This window comes from Cohaesibacter gelatinilyticus, from assembly GCF_900215605.1.
GTDB classification, from domain to species: domain Bacteria; phylum Pseudomonadota; class Alphaproteobacteria; order Rhizobiales; family Cohaesibacteraceae; genus Cohaesibacter; species Cohaesibacter gelatinilyticus.
Genome location: NZ_OBEL01000001.1, coordinates 244,951 through 266,256 on the forward strand (window position 1 = coordinate 244,951; position 21,306 = coordinate 266,256).

Below are 21,306 nucleotides of genomic sequence, written 5' to 3' on the forward strand. Positions count from 1 at the left end.
TGATGCATGAATGACGTTCCCGCCAAGGCGCAAAGCTGGCAACAAGAGAGGAACTTGCTCGAACAGGCTGCCCGTAAAGCCGGACAACTGGCATTAAATTACTTCAATCGTGATCCTCAAGTCTGGTCCAAGGCAAATGATAGTCCTGTAACGGAAGCAGATCTGGCGGTCGACAGAATGCTTCACAAGGATTTGTTAGGCGCGCGACCGGGTTTCGGATGGTTATCCGAGGAAACCGAAGACAGCGCTGAGCGCCGCTCGAAAGACATGGTTTTTGTGGTCGATCCAATTGATGGTACGAGGGCTTTTATCAATGGTGAAGATGTCTGGACAATCTCAATTGCAATCGTCAGGGATGACAGACCTGTCGTGGCAGCTCTTTACGCACCGGTTCGTGACGAAATGTACTTGGCCAGTCATGCGGATGGAGCATTCATGAACGGTAAAGCCGTCTCAGTTAAGGAAAGAAAAGACTTATCCGGTGTTCGTGCAGTTGGTCCCAGCTCGGTCATTCGCAAAGGGCCAATCCATGATAAAGGGGCCAACTGGACTGGTTATATAGGATCTCTGGCATATCGTGTGGCCATGTTGGCAGATAACAAGGCCGATCTGGCTCTGGCACGATCAGGCGCTCACGACTGGGATCTGGCTGCAGCAGATCTGATCATCTCAGAGGCCGGTGGCATTTTGCGCGAAGATTTGGGCAAGATACTTACCTACAATAAATCCGTGCCTCGCCATGGAGCTCTTTATGCTTGTAGCCCCGAACTGGAACCAGTGATTCAGCCGATTATGCCGAAGCTGAAATTCCCAGCGCGAACGCCCAGACCGTAGCTTGAATGTACCTTGGTTATAGCCCTGTAAATCTTGTTGGGGAAAGCGCGATTTTTTGCTGCTTTGCGAGATAAAATAGCTCTTTGCCCTAGCCGTGCATGGTTTTAGCGGCTAGGTTCGCCACCGTCCGGCACCTGACTTGCTCGGGGGAGATAAAGGTTGTCTGGTACTGTCCGTTTTCCGGTTTGCGACCAAATTGATCGAGCCGTGCGATACTTGAGAGGTGCATATTGTATCGCAGATCATCTGGCGCTGAATGGACGTCTTGAGTGCACCTGATCAAATTCGCTTTTTGGGCCTGTCATTCTCTTCATGATCAGGCCGTCATTATTGGAGACCAAAAGATGGCAGCAGAACAAGGCAAGCAGCTTTTGCACTTGGTATTTGGTGGTGAATTATCCTCATTGGATGGCACCGAATTCAAAGACCTGGATCAGCTTGATGTCGTGGGTATCTATCCAAATTATGCAACCGCCTATGACGCATGGAAGTCTAAAGCACAGTCCAGCGTTGACAACGCTCACATGCGTTATTTCATCGTGCATATGCATCGCTTGCTGGAACCAGACCAAGCCAGTGAGTAATTGCCCGGCAGATTTGCCATTCGGCAATCACTGTTCATGATGGAAATGGACCTGCAATTGCCAGGTCTGTTTTTGTCTTTCCCTCCAACTGCTCTTGGTGTAAATCTCTGCCAGATTTTTCAAGGATTGGTATTGCATATTCAGAGCCATGTGCGTCTCGATTCCGATATGTCTGAGAGACCCGGAATGCTACTGCTCCTATCGACAGGTCAAGATCAAAGGAAGGCCTTTCAATGTCACTATTGAAAAAAATTGGCCAGTCAAAAACGGTTTTGGGCCTGATAGGGAAAAGCATCGCCTCTTATCTTCGATTGGTGCATTATACCTCTCGTATGGTCAACGATTATAACGAGAGCTATGATCGGGCGAGTGAGCATTTTCCGGCCATTGTAGCGCTTTGGCATGGCCAGCACTTCATGATTCCGCTTGTCCGCCGTAAGGATCACAAGGCCAATGCCCTTGTTTCCCGATCAGCAGATGGGGAGGTCAATGCCATTGCTGCACAGAGTTTGGGAGTTGAAGTGGTGCGCGGTTCGGGCGGTAGAGCTCGTAGCAAGACCATCAAGAAAGGTGGCGTTGCAGCATTGAAAACACTGGTGTCGACCCTCAAGAACAATCGCAGTGTGGTCATGACCGTCAATGTTCCAAAGGGTGGCGCGCGTGAATGTGGTCCGGGCGTTATCATGCTTGCCAAAATGTCCGGACGCCCTATTGTTCCAGCAGCTTATGCTTCATCACGTCGCAAGGATTTCATCAATGCCTGGGACAAGGCGTCCTTAAATCTGCCGTTTTCTCGCGCCAGTTTTGTCATAGGTGATCCAATCTTTGTTGATGAAGATGCATCAGAAGAGCATCTGGAGGCCAAGCGCCAGGAAGTTGAAGCAGCCCTGAATGCGGTGACGGAAGAAGCCTATCGGAATGTCGGTGGATAGTGTGTCGCCAAAAATAACCATGGCTCTGGTCAGATAGTCGCAAAATCTTGAAATAACTTGCAATATCTGCGGTTCTTTCTAGGATGTTCTGGCATTTGATGGGGACCAAATGAAGCTTTGGTGCCGGGATTGGCCGATTGATCCAGCTCACTCATACTGGTTGGGTTGATCATGGTCCATCTGGCATGGGCGAAGTGGAGAGAAACTGGAATGGATATGTCTGGACGCATGGCGCTTTCGATTTACCGCGCGGCAGGATACGCCTTTCGTCCTCTCATGCCTTTGTTGATGGCCGTTCGTCGCTCTCGTGGCAAGGAAGATGGTGCAAGGCGTAAAGAGCGTTATGGGCGAGCTGCCCAATCTCGTCCTGAGGGTCCACTCGTCTGGGTTCATGCGGCCTCGGTTGGGGAGACCAATGCCGTTCTGCCACTTATCCATCAAATTACCGAGACTGGTACATCCGTTCTGTTGACGACTGGCACAGTTACTTCTGCAGCCATAGCGCAAAAGAGCTTGCCACAAGGAGCGATACATCAGTTCGTGCCTCTTGATGTCGCACCTTATGTCAGCAAATTTCTGGATCATTGGAAACCCGATCTTGCGCTTTTTGTTGAATCGGAATTGTGGCCAACCATGATGACCGAAATGAACAGGCGCGATATTCCGTTGATCATTGTCAATGGTCGCATGTCCGAGCGCTCCTACCGACGTTGGGAGAAAATGCCATTTGCCATCGAACAGATGTTTGGTTCGGTGCCTCTTTGTCTGGCGCAGAGCGAAGATGACAAAGAACGCTATCAGGCTCTTGGTGTGCAACATGTTGAAGTAACAGGGAATTTGAAATTTGATGCACCTCCGCCTTCGGCCGATATCCAGGAATTGGAAAAGTTGCATCAGTCGATCGGCGATCGTCCAGTTTGGATAGCAGCCAGTACTCATCCGGGAGAAGAAAAGCTTTTTGCGCAAGCCCATAAGCGTATGGCGATGCGCATTCCTGGACTGCTGACTATTCTTGTTCCACGTCATCCAGACCGGGGTGAAGAGTTGGCGGGCCAGATTCGCGAAATTGTACCAAGAACCGTTCTGCGCACCGGTGAAGAACCGCTACAGGATAGTAGCGAGATCTATATTTGCGATACTCTTGGTGAATTGGGTCTATTCTATCGTTTGTCTCGCATTGCTTTTGTTGGCGGATCTCTCATCAACCACGGTGGGCAAAATCCCATCGAACCTGCTCGGTTGGGATGCGCAATTCTTCACGGTCCCAATATCCAGAATTTCAAGGATATCTATCAGGCTCTGGACACCAGTGGTGGTGGAGAGACCATTTCTTCCGAGCGAGATCTGATCAATACACTGTCCCGCCTGTTCTCAGCTCCATCAGAAGTTCATCGACGCTCCGAGTTGGCAAAACAAGCCCTGCGACCATTTTCTGGTGCTTTGGATAGCACCATGATGGCATTGACGCCTTTCCTGAATCCCCTCAAGATCAACGCCGAGTTGAACAAGGCATCGGGGATGATGCAGCGATGAGAGCACCCAAATTCTGGAAGACCAGAGGCTTGAAAGCATTGTTGCTTTATCCGGTGAGTCTCATCTATGCGCGCTTTGCTCTCTCGCGCTTTAACCGCAACGCTCGTTACAAGGCACGTTTACCGGTATTATGTATCGGTAATCTGGTGGCTGGTGGTGCTGGCAAGACCCCAACCGCTCTGGCAATAGGCAAAGCCGCAGTCAAGCTGGGTTTGAAACCCATTTTTTTGACCAGGGGTTATCGAGGGAAACTTACAGGCCCGGTGATGGTGGACCTGGAAAAGCATTCCATTGCAGATGTCGGAGATGAAGCTTTGTTGCTGGCGCAGGCAGCTCCAACCATCGTTAGTGTTGATCGAGTGGCAGGTGCGAAATTGGCTGAAAGCCTTCAGAGCCATATCCTGATCATGGATGACGGTTTTCAAAACCCTTATCTCTATAAAGATTTTAACCTTGTGGCGATTGATGCCCAACAGGCGATTGGCAATGGCTTTGTCATGCCTGCTGGTCCATTGCGCGCGCCACTGCTACCACAGGTCCGTCGGGCAGATCAGTTTCTGGTGATTGGAGAGGGCAATAGTGCTCCCAAATTACGCCAGATGGCAGCGCGCCTGGGTAAGGCCTCAAGCCATGCCTATTTCTCGGCAGAGCCGACCAGTTTGCTGGAAGGGACCCGCGTTCTGGCATTGTGTGGAATCGGTAGACCGGAGAAATTCTATCAAACAGTGAACTCGCTCGGGCTCGAGATTGTGGACAAATATGAGGTGGCTGATCACTATGCCTACACCAATGCAGATGCATTGCAGGTGTTGCACAAGGCCAAGGACCAGAATTTGGTGGTTGTAACCACTGCCAAGGATCATGTGCGTCTGAAAAGCATGTCAGGGGCAGGCGAAGATCTGGCGAGGGCCGCGAAGGTGATCGAGATTTCGATGGCCTTTGATGATCGGGCATTCCCGCGTCTGGTTCTGGAGCAAACCCAGCGTAAATTCAGCCGCCGCTAAGAAATAGCGACTGATTTTCTTGTCTTTGAAGGAAAGGATCAGGGCTTTTCCGCTTGCACATATGCTTGATAGGAAGCTGTTGCATCGGCATACGCTTCTTGACGATCAACACTCCAATATTTCAGATCTTCCAAGGCAATAGAGCGTCCGGTGATAGCGCATGTTACAAAGGAACCGCTTTGAACGACTTGATAATCGCCATCCAGATAGCGCAATTTGGCTTCTTTACCTGCATTGGAAAAATTGATCATGGATTGATCCGTCTTGATTAGAGCGTATCCCCGAAAAGTTGAAGCATTTTTCAGACAGGAACTCGTTTCAGAATAAACACGTTGAGTGTCTTGCAAACTTTGTAGCTTGTCGTCGGAGCGAAATCCACCCCGGTTTTGAAGCATTCACTATCTTGCCGTCATATCCTTGCTCGGATTTACATATTGCTTTTGCCTGATGAGAATGGAGACAATGCGGGGCGCGAAAGTGGTGGTGTATCGTCCTTATCTATATCTTCCGGTTTATGCGCTTTGCGGATGACATAGAGACAAGTCAGAACGGCGGCGAGACCAAAGACAACAGCGCCAATTGCTTGCCCGGCCAAAGCACCTTTTGCGCCATAGAGGGACGCGCCAAGCATAACGGGAGGGATGGTTCCAAGAGTTGCCTTGCCCCAGTTGAAGGCCGTGGAATAGGTCGGATAGCCCAGATTGTTGAAAGCGGCATTGGATACAAACAAAAAGCCCATGAAGATACCGCTGGCCGCAATCCAGCTACAGAAGAAAGCTACAAATTCAGCTGTTTCACCTGTCGCACTGAACATGAGCAATATCCAGTCCTGTGCCAGGAACAAGATCAACCAGACCAGGATGGAATAGGCCAGAATGAACTTCACACTTTCCGTTAGGGTCTGGCGCACCCGATGGGTCAGACCAGCCCCCAGATTTTGTCCGAAGATCGGACCAACAGATCCTGAAATGGCGAAGAGAGCGGTATAAGAAAGCGGGATGATCCTTCCTACGATTGCCCAGCCGGCAACGGCATCATCACCAAAGGGAGCAACGGCGGCGGTGACATAAGCGTTGCCCACTGGTGTTGCAACATTGGTCAGCACAGCTGGAATGGCGATAACAAAAAGTGCTTTCCAATCTTCCCAGATAGATGCAAGCGTTGTCTTGCCCAGAAGATTATGGATTTTGATCACGCTATAAAGGCCGACAAGGATCATGACAACACGTGCCAGAACCGAAGCGATGGCTGCACCTGTAACGCCAAGATCAAAACCAAAGATGAAAATCGGGTCGAGAATGGCTGATGCAAGGCCACCTGAGAGGGTCACATACATCGAGCGTTTAGCGTCACCTGAGGCACGCAGAAGCCCCCCCAGCATCATGGCAATACCAAGAAGCGGCAGAGATGGTACGACAATTTGCAAAAAGCCAACGGCGACTTCCAGGGTCTCACCGCGTGCGCCGATATAGTAGAGCAATGTCTCAATCAGTGGGAAGACAAGCATGACAATCAGCACCATGCTCAGTATGACCGCTGCAATGGCGGAACTGGCCCGTCGTTTGGCAAGATCCCTGTCTCCTGCGCCCAAGGCTCGTGCTACCACGGCAGAACCGGCAATCATCAATCCTACGCTTGCCGAGGTATTGAAGAACATGATCGTCGAAGCATAGCCAATGGCAGCAGCCAGCTCTGTCTGACCCAAAAGCGAGATGTAAAACAGGTTGGCAAAGTCAACGGCAAAGACGGCAAGCAAACCAACAGATCCAGCAGCGGTCATATTGACGACATGCTTCAGGATTGATCCCTCGACAAACTTGGCTTTACGGCTTCCAGATGGCTTTGCGGACATGCTGTTGTTTGACTTTTTTTCTTCTGGATGATCCATCAGGTTCACTTTTGTTTGTCGGGGCATGGTGCAGGAAGAGGGAATTTCTCATTCGCAAACATAAGGTCTGTTGGTTTTATTTACCAGCCGTATGATCGAGTTTTCATGCTGTCCTTCGGAGATAGGGCGCTTGAGAGATTGGTGAATTTATGGTGAGATATACGCATTTTTACGATGAAATGAATATTGGGAGTTTTAAAGATGAAAAGAACGATTTGTGCCAGTCTCCTTTGTCTTGCCTTTGCCTTTCCTGCCTCTGCTGGAACTCTGAGTGGTGAGGAAATCAAAAAGGAAATGGTTGGGAAGAAGATGAAATGGAAAAAAGGCAAATTTTCCGGAACCATTCATATGAAGACTGGTGGCAAAGTGACCGTCACGATTGATCAGGGAAAGCTCAAAAAGGACAACGGTAAATGGTGGATCAAAAGCAATACCTTGTGCTCTCAATATTCCAAGGTCCGCAAGGGAAAACCTAAATGTTACTCCTACAAAACGTCAGGTGCAGGATACAAAGACAATGAAGGCGGAATTATCTTTCGCTGATTCTGTTGCATGATTTATAAGCGACAATAAGTAAAAAAGAGGCTCATTTGAGCCTCTTTTGGTATCTGTGGCTGCGTTCACGGTCAGCCGTTGTCTTTGCCACCCTTGCCACGATGAGGCTTCTTGCCGCCTTTGGGGCCATCCTTACGATAGCCATCCTTGCGGAAGCCGCCTTTGCGGTCGCCATCGCGACGATCACCATCTTTCCTGAAACCGCCTTTGCGATCACCACGTGGACCGCCACGGCCACCAGGCTTACCACCGCGTGGGCCGCCACGACCCTCAGCACGACCACCACCGCCGCCGCGCGGACCGGAAACTTCCTTCGGACGCTCGGCCAATTTGACGATACGAAGGCTTTTTTCCCCTGTACCTTCAGTCTCGGTTACGTCCTGGAAGTTGCCAGCAACATCGCCCGAAAGCTCGAATACGGTCTCGCTATCGAGAATACGGATGAAACCAACTTTGCGTTTGGTGAAGCCACCGATCCGGCAGATCATGGGCAGCAGCCAACGCGGCTCCGCATTATGTTTGCGACCAGCATTCAGACGGAACCAGACGCCATCGTCGAAATCAGAACGCTCGCGTCCCGGCTTCTTGTCGTCAAAGCTGCCGCCGGTATCCAGAATTTCTTCAGGTGCTGGACGCATTGATTGCTGGCTGGCAATGAAGGCGGCGGCAATTTGCTCAGGACCGTAAAGCGCCAGAAGACTTTCTGCTGCTTGCAATGCGTCGCCGGTTGGAGTGACCTGCAAATGCTCATTGGCGAAAATGCGCTCCTGGTCCTTGGCTTGAATGTCACCTGTGCTAGGAACGGATCCCCAATTGACGCGTAGTTTGGCAAATTTCAGCAGCCGATTGACAACATGGCGTTTGTTCGTTGGTGCAATCAACACACAGGTGCCCTTGCGTCCTGCGCGGCCGGTCCGACCCGAGCGGTGCAACAAGGTGTCACTGTTGGTAGGAAGATCGGCGTGGATAACCAAATCCAGATTTGGCAGATCAATACCGCGTGCGGCCACATCGGTTGCCACACAGACACGGGCTCGGCCATCGCGCATCGCTTGCAATGCTTGCGAGCGTTCTGCCTGACTCAGTTCACCCGATAGAGACACCACACCAAAGCCACGGTTGGACAGGCGAGACGTCAGATGGCGCACCATTTCGCGAGTGGAGCAAAATACCATCGTGCTTTGCGCTTCATAATAACGCAAAACATTGATGACTGCCTTTTCCTTGTCGCGGGAATTGACCAGATGGGCGTGATATTCAATATCGCTATGCTGCTCGCGTTCTTCTGCTGTGCTGATGCGAAGGGCATCGCGCTGATAGGTCTTGGCGAGGAAGGCAATCTGTTTCGGTACCGTTGCAGAGAACAAAAGTGTTTGACGCTCATCCGGTGCAGCGCCGAGGATGAATTCCAGATCTTCACGGAAGCCTAGATCCAGCATCTCATCGGCTTCGTCGAGCACAGCGGCGCGCAACCAGGTCATGTCGAGCGAACCACGCTCAATATGGTCGCGAAGGCGGCCCGGTGTGCCGACGACGATATGAGCGCCGGCTGACAGGTCGCGGCGTTCACGACGCATGTCCATACCGCCAACACAGCTGGCAATATGCGCACCACAATCGGCATAGAGCCAAGTCAGTTCTGCTTTAACCTGCAGGGCAAGTTCGCGGGTTGGAGCAATAACCAGCGCCAGAGGTTCAGCAGCTTTGGAGAGCCGACCACCGTCAGCCAGAAGGCCATTGGCCATGGCCAGACCGAAGGCAACAGTTTTACCTGATCCAGTCTGGGCGGATACCAGCAAATCGCGTTGTCCTGCGTCAGCATCCAGAATTGCGGTCTGGACTGGTGTCAGGCTTTCATAGCCACGATTGCTAAGGGCAGCAGCCAAGGATGGATGCACGGCATTATGCAAGGTCATTAAGACATCTTTCGGGATTGTATACCAAGAAAACTGAGATCCTGGTTTTAGGTCACATGGTCCCGTATCCAGATGCTCCCCCTGCCAGCGAGAAGTCGAGCCGCTACATTTGCAGGGCTAAAACTCGCATTCAAATCAGCATCATCTTCACGGGTTAGGCCGGTCTTGTAGAGGAGAGCTGATCAAAGGTCAAATCTCTGGTGAAAAATAACCACCAAATCCCGATTTTGTGCAGCATTTATTTGATCTGATCGGCTTGATGCCTTCTGAACGGGAAGTGTAAGGGACGCTACGTATATTCATAAAGCTTTAACTATCGAACCAGATCGCGTAGCGATGAAGCCCGAACTGGCATGCCATTTGGATGATTACAGCCAAAGAACGGTCAACGGGCGTTTCATCCCGTTTTGGAACAATTTGTCCATTGTTAGGAAGAGCAAATGGCAGTCAATACTGATCTTGTCCTTGAAATCTCGTCAACACAGCGTCAATTGAAAGACCAGGTGGAATATCACTGGCTGGTTGGCTGTACACCCACCGCTGTGACCATGGTGTTGGGATATTGGGATCGTCACGGTTATGACAATCTGATCGAGGGGGATTCAACTACCTATTCCGAGGATGTCAAAAAGGTAATGTCCTCTGACGAGCATTATCGGGATTATGCAAATCCGAATGATGGTTCCTCTTCGTCCGTCTTGCCGGATGCCAGCGAGCGCGGAGAAGGTCACGAGAATAATTCGGTCGCAGATTTCCTTTATACCTCGCGCAGTGAATTGGGCCTGAAATTTGGCTGGTCCCTTTATGGGACGGAAGGCTTGGGCGTACATGGTTGGGCTACCCACCGCGGCTATGATGATTTCGTCACCAAACTGAAACACTGGGGTGGTTTTAATTTCAAAACCATTTCTGATGAGATTGATGCAGGACGCCCGGTTATTCTGTCGGTTGACAGTAATGCCGATGGTCGCAATGACCACAATGTGGTGGTGTTTGGCTATGACAGCGCGACCAACAAACTTTTGATCCACGATGGTTGGGAGCGTACCGACGAACCCCGCTGGATAGATTTCACCTATGCGAAAAAAGGTCAGCCATTTGGTATCGTATCAGCCACCATCATTCATCCGGGCGATGAAGCTGGTGCTGATGGTGAAGTTGATTTCCTGCATCTGGTCAATGATCACTATTCCTCTGCAGCGACCCATCGAGGCGGTTTGTCAGAAAATGGAACATTTGAGTCCAAACTACTGCATTCCAACTCGGGATTGTCCAATTCCAGGACAGTTGGCCTTGCCAGCGCCGATGGCCATATTTTTTATCATCTCTATGATGATGGCTCGGGATCTGCCTCTCTTTATCGTGCGGTTGCGTATGGCGATGGTACCTTCAAATGGTTCCGTCTCAGCTCCAATTCCGGGCTTGGTGATCAGACCATTGATTTTGCCACCGCTGATGGCCGCGTCTTCTATCAGCTCTATGATGATGGTTCAGGCACTGCGGCAATTTATAAATCCACCCGCAAGGAAGATGGTACATTCACGACCGAATTGTTGAATGTAAACTCAGGATTAAGCCGCAATACCATTGCATTGGCAACAGCTGACGGTGAGACTTTCTATCAATTGCTGAATGATGGCGTCGGCACAGCAGCGCTCTATAAAGGCACATTGAATGCCGATGGCTCCTTCTCCATGACCTTGGTGAGCAATGACAGTGGTGTGAGCCGCAGCACCCTCGGGACAGTCGCCTGGCAGACCGAGGAAGTGGACGGATTGGCGGAAGGGGAAGTCGCTGATATTGTTGGAGAAGTCCAATATCTCGGCGGTGTTGGAGACAAGGACACCTTTGTCATCAAAGGGAAATCCACGGACTATAACTGGTCACTGTCGGATGATGGCGAAGGGATCATGGTCTGGAACGAGGATGGATTTGACATTCTCTATGATTTTGAGACGATCCGTTTCTCCGATAAAATTATTGATCTGACGGCTGACAAAGTTGGCCAGATCATCGTCAAGGATGAAGTTGGCACAGAACAATATCTCAATGGCAGTGCTGGCTCCGATATCTTCGTGATCAATGGGAAGTCAACGGACTACAACTGGGCGCCAAGCGATGATGGTCAGGGCATCATGGTCTGGAACAAGAATGGTTTCGATATCCTGTATGATTTCGAGAGCATTCAGTTCACCGACACCAGCATCGATCTGACCGGCGATAAAGTTGGGCAATTGATTGCGGCAAATCAAAAAGGTGTTGAGGAATATATCTCCGGCACCAAAGGGACTGACACCTTTGTCATCGATGCATTCTCGACCGAGTTCAACTGGACCCGTGCCAATGATGGGGAGGGAGTTTTGGTCTGGAATGATGATGGGTTTGATATCTTGTGGGACTTTGAAACTTTGCGGTTCAAGGATCGTGATATTGATCTGACCGCAGATAAGCTTGGGCAGATTGTTGCCAAGGATATCAAGGGCGAAGAGCAATATCTGAGTGGAACAGAAGGCACAGATACCTTTGTTATCGATGGCAATTCAGATGACTATCAGATCGCAAAAGCGGATGACGGCGTCGGTGTTATTGTCTGGAATGATCAGGGTTTTGATATGCTTTGGGATTTCGAGGAAATCCAGTTCAACGATCAGCTCCTGACCATTCAGGATGAGCTGGCCTGAACAAGTATCGTGCTTCATTGATGTGAGAATGATAACCCGCTTTCATGGGGGGTTATTTTTTGGGACAAATGGTCTGATAACATCTTTGTGAGTAGGGCTGTCTTTGAAGTCTACTGTAAAACTAAAGAACGATCATTTCAGTTTTGCCGAAAAGAGCCCGACCAATGACCGAAGCAGTACCCCAGTCAGCATCCAATAACCTGACTCTCGATATTATTTCCGATATTGCCTGTCCTTGGTGTGCGATTGGCTATTATCGACTCAAGGCGGCTCTTGATAAAATGGGACTGGAAGCAGAGATTGTATGGCATCCCTATGAAATCAATCCGCATCTGGATGCCAAAGGCACCAATCTGATGGATAACATCATCTATAAATATGGCATGACACCAGATCAGGTGCGTGAGATGCGCACCAAATTGACCGGTCTGGGTGCTGAAGTAGGATTTAGCTTCAACTATACAGATGATATGCAGGTCCAGAATTCCCTGCGTGCTCACCAGTTGGTGCATTGGGCCAAACAGTTTGGTTCTTATAAAAGCCATGCCGTCAAGCTTGCCCTGTTGGAAGCGTTCTTTACTCATCGCAAAAACATCGCTGATATTGAGATACTTGCAGCCTTGGCAACGGAGCAAGGGCTGGATGGTCAGGCAGCATCTGAAATGCTCAAGCAGGATGCTTTATTGGCAGAAGTGCAAGCCGCCGCTAGTGGTTGGAAACAACAAGGAATCTCTGGCGTGCCCTCCATTGTTGCCAATCGCAAGTTTCTTACGACCGGTGCGCAGCCGGTTGATGGGTATGTTCAATGGCTGAAGGCAGTAAAAGCCCAGTCACCGGTATAAATTATCAATGTCATGTTGAGAATGACTTACTGACCATCATCTTTATGCTCCGTTGGAGATGCCTTACATAAGGATCAACGCAAATGTTGATCCAAATCCCAAGGTGTTTTCATGCTTGATACAAAAATACCCGCGCTCTTCGTTCCTCATGGGGCACCAGATCTTGCTCTACAAGATAATGAAGCAGCTAGTTTCCTGAAAAATTTAGGAACACATATTTCTCGTAAACCCAAAGCAATCATCATGGTCTCGGCCCATTGGGAGACAAGGGGATTGCAGGTAACAGCTGCCCGGGAATTGGAAACCATCTATGATTTTCGCGGCTTTGCCAAAGAGCTTTATGAGCTGAAATATCCTGCCCAAAGCTCTTCCAGCTTGATAGAAAATCTTCTGGGCTTGCTGGCATCCAATGGCCATCCATTACGTCTTCACGCCAGCCGTGGTCTCGATCATGGGGCTTGGGTGCCTTTGATGTTGGCATTTCCAGAGGCAGATATCCCTTTGGTACAGTTGTCCCTGGACAAGAGCATGAACCCGGAAGACTTGTTCAATCTTGGTAAAGTGCTTGCAAGCTTGTCGGAGCAGGACATCCTTGTCATGTCGTCTGGAGGGTTGGTGCATAATCTCTTCGAGCTGGATTTTGCAAACCCGAACGAACCAAATGAAGCAACCGAGCCTTGGGCGAGAGAGTTTGAGAACTGGCTGGACAAGCATATTGAAGCAAAAGACTGGCAAAGTCTCTTCAATTATCGAAGCTTGGCCCCAAATGCGGAACGTGCTCATCCCACTGATGAGCATCTTCGTCCGCTTTTTATCACGCTTGGTGTCAATGAAGCGTTGGATCTATCACCAAAGAAGCTCCATAGCTCCTTCACTTATGGTAATATCTCAATGGCCGCATGGGGGTAAGGGTTCTCTGTTTCACACGCTGCGTGAATATGTTTTCTGAGGTCTCCAAGGATTAGTTAGGGCTAATCCGTGACGGACGATAATCAAGCGCAAAGCGCGCTCTCGCAGTTATCGTGGAAAAAGAAATCGAGCATGAAATCCTTCATGCTCGGGAGCCGATAGGCGACCGGGCTGTATAGCCCGGGCCTTCGCAGCGCCGCAGCTTTGCTGCGAATAGCGCGTCAGAAATATCAAGTCGCCGTGCCGCCAACAGTAATGCCATCAATGCGCAAAGTTGGTTGCCCAACGCCTACTGGAACGCCTTGGCCTTGCTTGCCACAGGTACCAATGCCGGTATCCAATTGCATGTCGTTGCCGATCATGGAAATGCGCTTCATGGCTTCCGGGCCATTGCCGATGAGGGTGGCACCTTTCACCGGAGCGGTGACCTTGCCATCTTCAATCAAATAGGCTTCGGTGCAGGAAAAGACGAATTTGCCTGAGGTGATATCCACCTGACCACCGCCGAAATTCACCGCATAAAGCCCATTTCTGACGGATTTCAGGATCTCTGCCGGATCATGATCACCGCTTTCCATGATGGTGTTGGTCATGCGTGGCATTGGAATATGGGCATAGGACTGGCGACGACCATTACCTGTGCTGTTCACACCCATCAATCGCGCATTCTGGCGGTCCTGCATATAGCCGACGAGAACACCATCTTCGATCAGTGGCGTGCGTTGGGTCGGCGTGCCTTCATCATCGAAGGAAAGCGATCCACGACGACCATCAATGGTACCATCATCCACCACTGTGACGCCCTTGGCAGCCACTTGCTGGCCCATGAGTTCGGCAAAGGCTGAGCTTTTCTTGCGATTGAAATCACCTTCCAGACCATGACCGACGGCTTCGTGAAGCAGAACGCCAGGCCAGCCCGGCCCAAGCACGACATCCAATTCACCCGCAGGCGCGTCAATAGCTTCCAGATTGACCAGAGCCTGACGCAGAGCTTCGTCGGTGGCACCCTGCCAGCCACCATCAATTCCACCGTTCAGATAATAGCTATAACCATGCCGACCACCAAAGCCGTGACTTCCCGCTTCCTGACGGTCTCCTTCACCGACCACGACACTGACATTGACGCGCACCAGAGGGCGGACATCATGGAATATCTGCCCATCGGCGCGAAGGATAGCAATCTTGCGCCAGCTACCTGCCAATGAGGCTGAAACCTGCCGAACGCGGTTATCCTTATCGCGAGCATATTGGTTGATTTCTTCCAGCAGAGAAATCTTCTCTGCAAGGCTCATGTCATCGACAGGATTGAGGTCGCCATAGAGCCGGCGATTGGTTTGTTGTGGTGCTTCTGCAGTAACACCACTATAACCTTCTCCAACGGAAGAAACGGCATCACTGGCACGCTTCAGCGCTTCAATGGAAAGCTCCCCGGAATGGGCATAGCCAGCGGCCTCACCAGCGACAGAGCGCATGCCAAAGCCCTGACTGCTGTCAAAACTGGAGCTTTTCAATCGGCCATTGTCGAAAACCAGACCTTCAGATTGGGATTGCTCAAAGAACAGCTCACCATCATCGGCATTGCTGAGCGTATCGGCCAGAAGCTTGCACACACTCTCCCGATCCAGTCCATGGGCCTCGAGCAAGTCACCGCTGTCAGTTGAATTGAGAGCTGCATCAAGAGGCTGATTATCTGTGTTGGTCATGGTCTGGTCCAGTGAGTTTGTGTTCTGATCCCTAGAAATAGGGGTGTTGGAGGGTGATATCCAGCCCAATGACGCACCCATCCCCATAACTATCAGTAATTTTGTCCATTGTGGGTGCTACGGGGCAATACGTAAAGGCCCTTGATTTCATCAACAAAGACTTTGAGACTGCGCCCCATGGACCAAAAGCAGGAATCAGGCGTGACCAATAAGACCAACCAACAACTGAACAAACCAAATGCCGAGGCATTGCTCGCTTGGTACGATCGTCACCATCGAACCTTGCCTTGGCGCGTCATTCCAAAGGATCGGTCGGTGGGCGTGGTCAATGACCCCTATCATGTGTGGATGTCCGAGATCATGCTGCAGCAAACCACTGTCGGCGCGGTGAAAAGCTATTTTGAGAAATTCCTCACCATGTGGCCGACATTGTCTGACCTGGCTGCCGCAAGTGAGGAAGATGTACTGAAAGCCTGGGCAGGCCTTGGTTATTATTCTCGCGCCCGAAACCTGAAAAAATGCGCCGATCATGTGCAATTGCATCATAATGGCCGCTTTCCAGACAATGCCAAAGCATTGAAAGAACTGCCCGGCATTGGTGACTACACTTCGGCAGCGATTGCGTCCATTGCTTTTGATGAAGAGGTGCCGGTGGTCGACGGAAACATCGAGCGCATAGTCTCGCGCCTTTATCACATTGAGGAAGCCCTTCCAAAAGCCAAGAAACCGATCAAGGAAAAGGTTGCTGAACTGACACCATCAGAGCGTCCCGGCGACTTTGCCCAAGGTATGATGGATTTGGGGGCAAGCCTTTGTAGCCCCAAAAAACCAGCTTGTTCGCTCTGCCCGTTTTCCGGCACATGCGAGGCAGAAGGAATTGGTGATCAGGAGCGCTTCCCGATCAAGGCACCGAAGAAGCAGAAGCCAACCCGATATGGGGCTGCTTTTCTGATCAAGCGACAAGAAGACGGCGCCATCTGGTTGCGACAACGCCCCGATAAAGGCTTGCTCGCTTCCATGAGTGAAGTGCCGAGCAGTGATTGGTTCGGAAAATCTGCAGAGAAATTTGAACTGGCCAGCGCCCTTGATCATGCCCCCGAAGGTCTGGAATTCCGTAAACTGGTTGGTCAGGTCATCCATACCTTTACGCATTTTCATTTGGTGCTGGATGTTTATGAAACGACCAGTACTGATAGTGAGCCTATGAACAAGGGATGGTGGTCAGAACCGCAATCTCTAAAAGATGAGGCTTTGCCGACGGTGTTTCGCAAGGTCGTGGAGATGGGCCTTGAGCGCTGATAGACCCAGAAGATGTGAACCGAACGATCCGGTCCTGGGCGAAGTTCTGAAGCTAATTCAGGCCAGCTTTGCCTATATGGAAAGTCGGATTGATCCTCCCAGCTCAATGTATAAGCTCACGCTCGCCAATATCTCCGAGCAATGCGAAACAGGAGAGGTTTGGACGATTGGAGAGCCAGTACAAGCCTGCATATTTTTGACTTACCAGAAAAACTCCCTGTATCTTGGAAAAATGGCCGTCGCATCTGAGGCGAGAGGCAAGGGATATGGATGGGATCTGATCGCATTGGCGGAGAGTCGCGCTAAAGCGCTTGGTTTTGAGGCTTTGGAGCTGAATACCCGCATAGAATTGCTCGAAAATCATCGAATCTTTGAGGCTTTTGGTTTTGTGAAATGCGCGGAAAGTGCTCACGCCGGATATGACCGCCCCACTTACATCACCATGCGCAAAGACCTGAGCCTAAGTGACGAGTGAGTCCTGAGAGAGAACAAGACTTTGATTTGAAGTTCTACGGATGACTTTTGAGGAGCTCGGAGTATGGCCATATTCCAAGCTAGCTACGACTTGCAATTCCTCATCTGTCAGCTCTGATATCGATCAATTCGAAGAGATGAAAGAATTTTACGTGTTATGAAAGTCGGATACACTCAGGTATTTTTTGAGCGTAGTTGGGAGATTGTAATGAATAGAGAAGTGGTTTTGACCGCACTGGCCTTGCTTTTCAGTATTTGTGTTACACAGGGGATGGCAGGAAGTCGAACTTCCTTACCCAAAGATGTTGCAAGCGGTTGGGGTAATGTTTGGCTCAAAAGCATGGAAAATGGCTATAAACCTTATGGATTTAAGATAGTCGACAGTCAGACCGCACCCGGGCCGAGATTTGGTAAAAAGTTCATCAAATTTGAAGTCAGGCCTGGTGATTGTGGCAATAATGGTGGTTGGGATGATTGTGCGAATGACAGAGAGCGTCACGAGCTTTCTCAGAACAAAGCACTTCAGAAGCATGGCGATGAATATTGGTATTCGTGGTCGATTTTCGTGCCAACTGATACCCCTAGCATTTCACCGACAAAGGTTCATCTTGGGCAGTTCCAACAGAAAAATAACAATGTTCTTTTGCTGATGTCATGGTCATTAGCTGGCTACTATATTGACAATCAGGTTCCTGGTAACGGCTACACTCGTGAAACTCGAAACATCATCCCGCAGCGTAACTATCAAGGAAAATGGCAGGACATACTCATCCATACCCGTTGGTCTCACAGCAGTGATGGTTTTTTCAAGATTTACCACAACCATAAGCTAAAATACGAGTATGCAGGTCAAACTATAGCCAAGGGTGACAGAAGCTTTTTCAAATTTGGGATCTATCGGAGCTTTATCAGTCGCTACAAGAATAGGAACGAAGTATCAGAAGCTCCCAAGCAGATTGTCTATTATGACGAGGTTCACCGTAATCGATCACTTTCCAAAGTTGACTATGTCGGTATTGCAAAGTGGCAGGAAAAATTGGCTGAGACAGGTCACTATACCGGAAAAATTGACGGATTATGGGGAGGTGGAAGCCTGAAAGCCACTAATGCTTGGCTAACTGAGCAAGGTTACCCGAATGTAAGAGAGTACAGTCCAGATCTTTGGCGACATATGATCGAGGCCGAACAATAAATTATGCTTCCCAAAAAAATAAAAGGCGGCACAAGGCCGCCTCAAGTGGGTGATGGTCATGTTGTCGCCATTTGTTTTCTGTCTGGCCGATGGGTACGCAAAACCTTATCCGCATCGTTTTGCCAGACGGAAAACAGACCCTCACCGGGGTAATCAGGAACTCAGAACTCTTCCTCGTTTAAACTTTTCATTGAGATGGGTTGGCAATGATCTGCCTATTGACCATCTGGCCTTAACTTGCCTCTCTGATGATCTGGCGTAGCTCGTCAATCGGAGCACGCTCTCCGTCTTTATCGAAATACCAATAGGTCCAGCCATTGCAGGCGTCCAAGCCTTGCACCAGCGCACCAACCTTATGAATGGAACCGGTATGAGGACCGGAAACCAGTGAACCATCGGCGCGGACCATGGCGAAATGTTTACCCTTTTTGTCGGTCAAAACAGAGCCAGGCTTCAGAAGATCATTTTCCAGCAAACGACCGAACGGAATGCGTGGAGCTGCGCGTTTGCCCTGCATCACTTTCAGGCTATTCATCTCAACTGGTTCGACCGCATCAATACGCTCTTGAGCCGCTTTGATATAGTCGCGATCTCGCTCGACACCGACAAAATGGCGACCCAATTTCTTCGCCACCGCACCAGTGGTGCCGGTTCCAAAGAAAGGATCCAGAATGACGTCACCAGGATTGGTGGAAGACAGCATCACCCGGTAAAGCAGGCTTTCCGGCTTCTGAGTAGGATGGACCTTCTTGCCATCTTCACCTTTGAGGCGCTCATGTCCGGTGCAGATCGGAAGGGTCCAATCAGAACGCATCTGAGTGTCATCGTTGAAAGCTTTCAGCGCTTCATAATTGAAGGTGTAGCCCTTGGAGTCTTTGTCTTTTGATGCCCAGATCATGGTTTCGTGTGCATTGGTGAAGCGCTTGCCGCGGAAGTTTGGCATCGGGTTTGTCTTCAGCCAAACCACATCATTCAGCATCCAGAAGCCCAGATCCTGCATGATGGCACCAACGCGGAAAATATTGTGATATGAGCCGATCACCCAAATGGTACCGGCAGGTTTCAGCACGCGTTTACACGCAAGAAGCCAGGCACGCGTGAAAGCGTCATAAGCTTCAAAGCTCTCAAATTGATCCCAGGCGTTGGTAACGCCATCCACCTCGGATTGATCCGGACGGGTCAAGCCGCCACCCAATTGAAGATTGTAGGGTGGGTCGGCGAAAATGGCATCCACGGAATGTTTGGGGAGTTTTTCCAACTGCGAGATGCAGTCGCCTTTTAAAATTGTATCGAGCCATTCTGGCTTGTTAGCGGAGGAAAAATCGACATTCGCAGGTGAAGAAACAACAGAACGCATACGCTTAACTCAAACCAGTAGAACCACACAAGTAAGAGGCCTCAGCCCCTCGGTTGGATCTCATCGTGGCCGAACATGGTAAACCGCAAGTTAAATAATGAGGGTGTGATCGCCATAAATAGGCAAAGAATCGCAAAATCCAAAAAATTATAGATAACAAAAGGTTAAGAGTAGTTACTGAAAGGTTATTTTAAGTATTTGGTAAGCAAGTCTGTCTCATTTTGCATCACTTCAGAAATTGATTCAACAAATGCATGCAACGCTTTGGGAAAGGATTCAGATGGTTGTGATCGAGATGAATTTGCCGCAAAGCACAAAAGGTAAGCAGGATTCACATAAGTTGAGCTTTCCCTGGCATTCCATTCAATTTGTAGTCATGTAGTGCCAAAATGATTGAGCTTGTGGTGACAGATCAGCTCGGTGTATGAACGAGAGGACAGCAATGCATCAATTGATCTTTTGCTGGAACGAAGACTGATCGTGACAATCAAGGCTTGCTCAAATCATATGATTAAGAGTGTTGATAAATCCAATGCCTCTCCCAAAACTTCAGGGAAGAAGGCGAAAAAGGCTGCCAGTTCCACATCTGAAAGTCAGGCGGCCGCGCGCAAACAGCGTAAAGGCTCTCGACGTCTTGGGGAATTGATTGGTCAGTCTTTGACACCACTTTGTCGCAAACAGGGTTTTGCATCTGCCGATATCGTACAGTTCTGGGCCGAGATTGTCGGACCACAATTTGCCCATTGCACAGAACCAGACAAAATCCGTTGGCCACGCCGTGGAGAGGGGGATGGATTTCATCCTGGTACCTTGGTGGTTCATTGCGAAGGGGCGCAATCGGTGTTCTTTCAGCATGAGCGTGAAAGCGTCATCCAACGGGTCAATGCTTATTTCGGATATCCGGCGATTGACAAGATCCAGATCTTGCAGCGGCCGGTTCGACCACGCCGCACTGTACAGCCACCACCTTTGCGGGCCATGACGCAAGCAGAAGAAGCAAACCTTGATAACCAACTACAGGGCATGGAAAATGATCGTATGGCTGCAGCACTGAAACGACTTGGCCATGCAATTGCTGTCAAAAACAAATAATGTGTTGCAGACATAATAAAAGCCCCGGCAACAGATCGCTGTCGGAGCTTTTGAAATGTCTTCAGACGTTCGCAAGACTTAGTCGAGCTTGTCGAGTGCCTTCTTGGCTTTCTTGACCTTGCCTTCCAGCTTCTTGATCTCTTTTTCAAGAGACTTGATCTCAGCCTTCAGTACTTTCTTCTTGGCTTTGACGGCCGCTTTTTTCGAGGCTTTCTTGGCGTCAGTTTTGGAGGGCTTCTTTGCAGCCTTCGCAGGCTTTTTCACGGCCTTCTTTTCTGACTTTGCAGGAGCTGCTTTTTTAGCGCCTGCCTTGGTGTCTTTTTTGACGTTTTCGCTTTTGGCCATAATCTACCTACTTTTCTGTCCTGTCGCACTGATACTAATTCAAGACTTTTGAATATTGAGGGCAACTTAGACTGATCAAATAAGAGAGGCAAGAAAAAGGCGCACTTATTGCTCTTTATCGTAAATCCCCCCAAAGCATATGAGTATGTGAAACCGAACTCGGATG

19 protein-coding genes are annotated in these 21,306 nt (G+C 49.8%); 13 read left to right on the forward strand and 6 right to left on the reverse strand.

Annotated elements, in window-relative coordinates:
- Positions 1–6: 6 nt before the first annotated feature.
- The 5 genes from CRO57_RS01105 (at position 7) to lpxK (ending at position 4,887) form a co-directional block, all read left to right on the forward strand.
- Complete coding sequence (locus CRO57_RS01105) at positions 7–834, forward strand: 3'(2'),5'-bisphosphate nucleotidase CysQ (RefSeq protein WP_097151568.1); 828 nt, start codon at positions 7–9, stop codon at positions 832–834.
- Between the two features lie 344 nt (positions 835–1,178).
- Positions 1,179–1,418 carry a DUF4170 domain-containing protein gene (locus tag CRO57_RS01110; RefSeq protein ID WP_097153126.1) on the forward strand — a complete coding sequence of 80 codons (240 nt, stop codon included), beginning with the start codon at positions 1,179–1,181 and terminating at the stop codon, positions 1,416–1,418.
- Between the two features lie 233 nt (positions 1,419–1,651).
- A complete protein-coding gene (locus CRO57_RS01120) occupies positions 1,652–2,350 on the forward strand; it encodes a lysophospholipid acyltransferase family protein (RefSeq protein WP_097151570.1) in 699 nt (232 codons plus the stop codon).
- A 210-nt stretch (positions 2,351–2,560) separates the two neighbouring features.
- Positions 2,561–3,883: a 3-deoxy-D-manno-octulosonic acid transferase gene (locus CRO57_RS01125; protein WP_244579987.1), complete on the forward strand. Its 1,323-nt coding sequence runs from the start codon at positions 2,561–2,563 to the stop codon at positions 3,881–3,883.
- Positions 3,880–4,887: a tetraacyldisaccharide 4'-kinase gene (gene lpxK / locus CRO57_RS01130; RefSeq protein WP_097151571.1), complete on the forward strand. Its 1,008-nt coding sequence runs from the start codon at positions 3,880–3,882 to the stop codon at positions 4,885–4,887. Before CRO57_RS01125 ends, lpxK begins: the two co-directional genes overlap by 4 nt.
- Before the next feature lie 38 nt (positions 4,888–4,925).
- Here the strand turns inward: lpxK and CRO57_RS01135 are convergent, their stop codons facing one another.
- Together CRO57_RS01135 and CRO57_RS01140 are read right to left on the reverse strand one after the other, a co-directional pair.
- Positions 4,926–5,138, reverse strand: coding sequence for a DUF2093 domain-containing protein (locus CRO57_RS01135; protein WP_097153128.1), 213 nt, complete (start codon positions 5,136–5,138; stop codon positions 4,926–4,928).
- Positions 5,139–5,314: 176 nt separating this feature from the next.
- Positions 5,315–6,775, reverse strand: a complete 1,461-nt coding sequence (locus tag CRO57_RS01140) for an MATE family efflux transporter (RefSeq protein ID WP_244579988.1) — start codon at positions 6,773–6,775, stop codon at positions 5,315–5,317.
- Positions 6,776–6,976: 201 nt separating this feature from the next.
- On the opposite strand from CRO57_RS01140, the gene CRO57_RS01145 reads away from it, so the two are divergent.
- Positions 6,977–7,318: a hypothetical protein gene (locus CRO57_RS01145; RefSeq protein ID WP_097151572.1), complete on the forward strand. Its 342-nt coding sequence runs from the start codon at positions 6,977–6,979 to the stop codon at positions 7,316–7,318.
- Positions 7,319–7,401: 83 nt separating this feature from the next.
- Here CRO57_RS01145 and CRO57_RS01150 read toward each other — a convergent pair whose 3' ends face one another.
- Entirely contained in the window at positions 7,402–9,246 is a 1,845-nt protein-coding gene (locus CRO57_RS01150; RefSeq protein WP_097151573.1) for a DEAD/DEAH box helicase, read from the reverse strand.
- 440 nt (positions 9,247–9,686) lie between these two features.
- Here CRO57_RS01150 and CRO57_RS01155 point away from each other — a divergent pair, with 440 nt between their 5' ends.
- The 3 genes from CRO57_RS01155 to CRO57_RS01165 all read left to right on the forward strand — a co-directional run bounded on the left by CRO57_RS01155 (position 9,687) and on the right by CRO57_RS01165 (position 13,678).
- Positions 9,687–11,927: a C39 family peptidase gene (locus CRO57_RS01155; RefSeq protein WP_097151574.1), complete on the forward strand. Its 2,241-nt coding sequence runs from the start codon at positions 9,687–9,689 to the stop codon at positions 11,925–11,927.
- 164 nt (positions 11,928–12,091) lie between these two features.
- Positions 12,092–12,769, forward strand: coding sequence for a DsbA family oxidoreductase (locus CRO57_RS01160; RefSeq protein ID WP_097151575.1), 678 nt, complete (start codon positions 12,092–12,094; stop codon positions 12,767–12,769).
- 111 nt (positions 12,770–12,880) lie between these two features.
- Entirely contained in the window at positions 12,881–13,678 is a 798-nt protein-coding gene (locus CRO57_RS01165) for a DODA-type extradiol aromatic ring-opening family dioxygenase (protein ID WP_097151576.1), read from the forward strand.
- A gap of 230 nt (positions 13,679–13,908) precedes the next feature.
- Here CRO57_RS01165 and tldD read toward each other — a convergent pair whose 3' ends face one another.
- The gene (gene tldD, locus CRO57_RS01170; RefSeq protein WP_097151577.1) at positions 13,909–15,381 is read right to left on the reverse strand and encodes a metalloprotease TldD; all 1,473 of its coding nucleotides are present in this window, start codon (positions 15,379–15,381) and stop codon (positions 13,909–13,911) included.
- A gap of 201 nt (positions 15,382–15,582) precedes the next feature.
- On the opposite strand from tldD, the gene mutY reads away from it, so the two are divergent.
- The 3 genes from mutY to CRO57_RS01185 all read left to right on the forward strand — a co-directional run bounded on the left by mutY (position 15,583) and on the right by CRO57_RS01185 (position 18,346).
- The gene (gene mutY, locus CRO57_RS01175) at positions 15,583–16,680 is read left to right on the forward strand and encodes an A/G-specific adenine glycosylase (RefSeq protein ID WP_244579989.1); all 1,098 of its coding nucleotides are present in this window, start codon (positions 15,583–15,585) and stop codon (positions 16,678–16,680) included.
- Complete coding sequence (locus CRO57_RS01180; RefSeq protein ID WP_244579990.1) at positions 16,670–17,155, forward strand: GNAT family N-acetyltransferase; 486 nt, start codon at positions 16,670–16,672, stop codon at positions 17,153–17,155. The genes mutY and CRO57_RS01180 overlap by 11 nt, the downstream gene beginning before the upstream one ends.
- 207 nt (positions 17,156–17,362) lie before the next feature.
- Positions 17,363–18,346 carry a heparin lyase I family protein gene (locus tag CRO57_RS01185; RefSeq protein WP_170955899.1) on the forward strand — a complete coding sequence of 328 codons (984 nt, stop codon included), beginning with the start codon at positions 17,363–17,365 and terminating at the stop codon, positions 18,344–18,346.
- A gap of 232 nt (positions 18,347–18,578) precedes the next feature.
- Here the strand turns inward: CRO57_RS01185 and CRO57_RS01190 are convergent, their stop codons facing one another.
- Positions 18,579–19,703, reverse strand: coding sequence for a site-specific DNA-methyltransferase (locus tag CRO57_RS01190; RefSeq protein ID WP_097151581.1), 1,125 nt, complete (start codon positions 19,701–19,703; stop codon positions 18,579–18,581).
- A 507-nt stretch (positions 19,704–20,210) separates the two neighbouring features.
- Here CRO57_RS01190 and CRO57_RS01195 point away from each other — a divergent pair.
- Positions 20,211–20,795: a DUF721 domain-containing protein gene (locus CRO57_RS01195; protein WP_141401146.1), complete on the forward strand. Its 585-nt coding sequence runs from the start codon at positions 20,211–20,213 to the stop codon at positions 20,793–20,795.
- A 78-nt stretch (positions 20,796–20,873) separates the two neighbouring features.
- On the opposite strand, the gene CRO57_RS01200 is transcribed toward CRO57_RS01195, so the two are convergent.
- Positions 20,874–21,140: a histone gene (locus CRO57_RS01200; RefSeq protein ID WP_097151583.1), complete on the reverse strand. Its 267-nt coding sequence runs from the start codon at positions 21,138–21,140 to the stop codon at positions 20,874–20,876.
- Between the last annotated feature and the right edge of the window lie 166 nt (positions 21,141–21,306).

Coding starts and splice junctions, on each gene's coding strand:
- CRO57_RS01120 (WP_097151570.1), top strand. CDS start 1,652: ATGTCACTATTGAAAAAAATTGGCCAGTCAAAAACGGTTTTGGGCCTG.
- CRO57_RS01110 (WP_097153126.1), top strand. CDS start 1,179: ATGGCAGCAGAACAAGGCAAGCAGCTTTTGCACTTGGTATTTGGTGGT.
- CRO57_RS01150 (WP_097151573.1), bottom strand. CDS start 9,246: ATGACCTTGCATAATGCCGTGCATCCATCCTTGGCTGCTGCCCTTAGC.
- CRO57_RS01125 (WP_244579987.1), top strand. CDS start 2,561: ATGGATATGTCTGGACGCATGGCGCTTTCGATTTACCGCGCGGCAGGA.
- CRO57_RS01155 (WP_097151574.1), top strand. CDS start 9,687: ATGGCAGTCAATACTGATCTTGTCCTTGAAATCTCGTCAACACAGCGT.
- CRO57_RS01160 (WP_097151575.1), top strand. CDS start 12,092: ATGACCGAAGCAGTACCCCAGTCAGCATCCAATAACCTGACTCTCGAT.
- CRO57_RS01195 (WP_141401146.1), top strand. CDS start 20,211: ATGATTAAGAGTGTTGATAAATCCAATGCCTCTCCCAAAACTTCAGGG.
- CRO57_RS01105 (WP_097151568.1), top strand. CDS start 7: ATGAATGACGTTCCCGCCAAGGCGCAAAGCTGGCAACAAGAGAGGAAC.
- CRO57_RS01185 (WP_170955899.1), top strand. CDS start 17,363: ATGAATAGAGAAGTGGTTTTGACCGCACTGGCCTTGCTTTTCAGTATT.
- CRO57_RS01135 (WP_097153128.1), bottom strand. CDS start 5,138: ATGATCAATTTTTCCAATGCAGGTAAAGAAGCCAAATTGCGCTATCTG.
- tldD (WP_097151577.1), bottom strand. CDS start 15,381: ATGACCAACACAGATAATCAGCCTCTTGATGCAGCTCTCAATTCAACT.
- lpxK (WP_097151571.1), top strand. CDS start 3,880: ATGAGAGCACCCAAATTCTGGAAGACCAGAGGCTTGAAAGCATTGTTG.
- CRO57_RS01165 (WP_097151576.1), top strand. CDS start 12,881: ATGCTTGATACAAAAATACCCGCGCTCTTCGTTCCTCATGGGGCACCA.
- CRO57_RS01190 (WP_097151581.1), bottom strand. CDS start 19,703: ATGCGTTCTGTTGTTTCTTCACCTGCGAATGTCGATTTTTCCTCCGCT.
- CRO57_RS01145 (WP_097151572.1), top strand. CDS start 6,977: ATGAAAAGAACGATTTGTGCCAGTCTCCTTTGTCTTGCCTTTGCCTTT.
- CRO57_RS01200 (WP_097151583.1), bottom strand. CDS start 21,140: ATGGCCAAAAGCGAAAACGTCAAAAAAGACACCAAGGCAGGCGCTAAA.
- CRO57_RS01140 (WP_244579988.1), bottom strand. CDS start 6,775: ATGGATCATCCAGAAGAAAAAAAGTCAAACAACAGCATGTCCGCAAAG.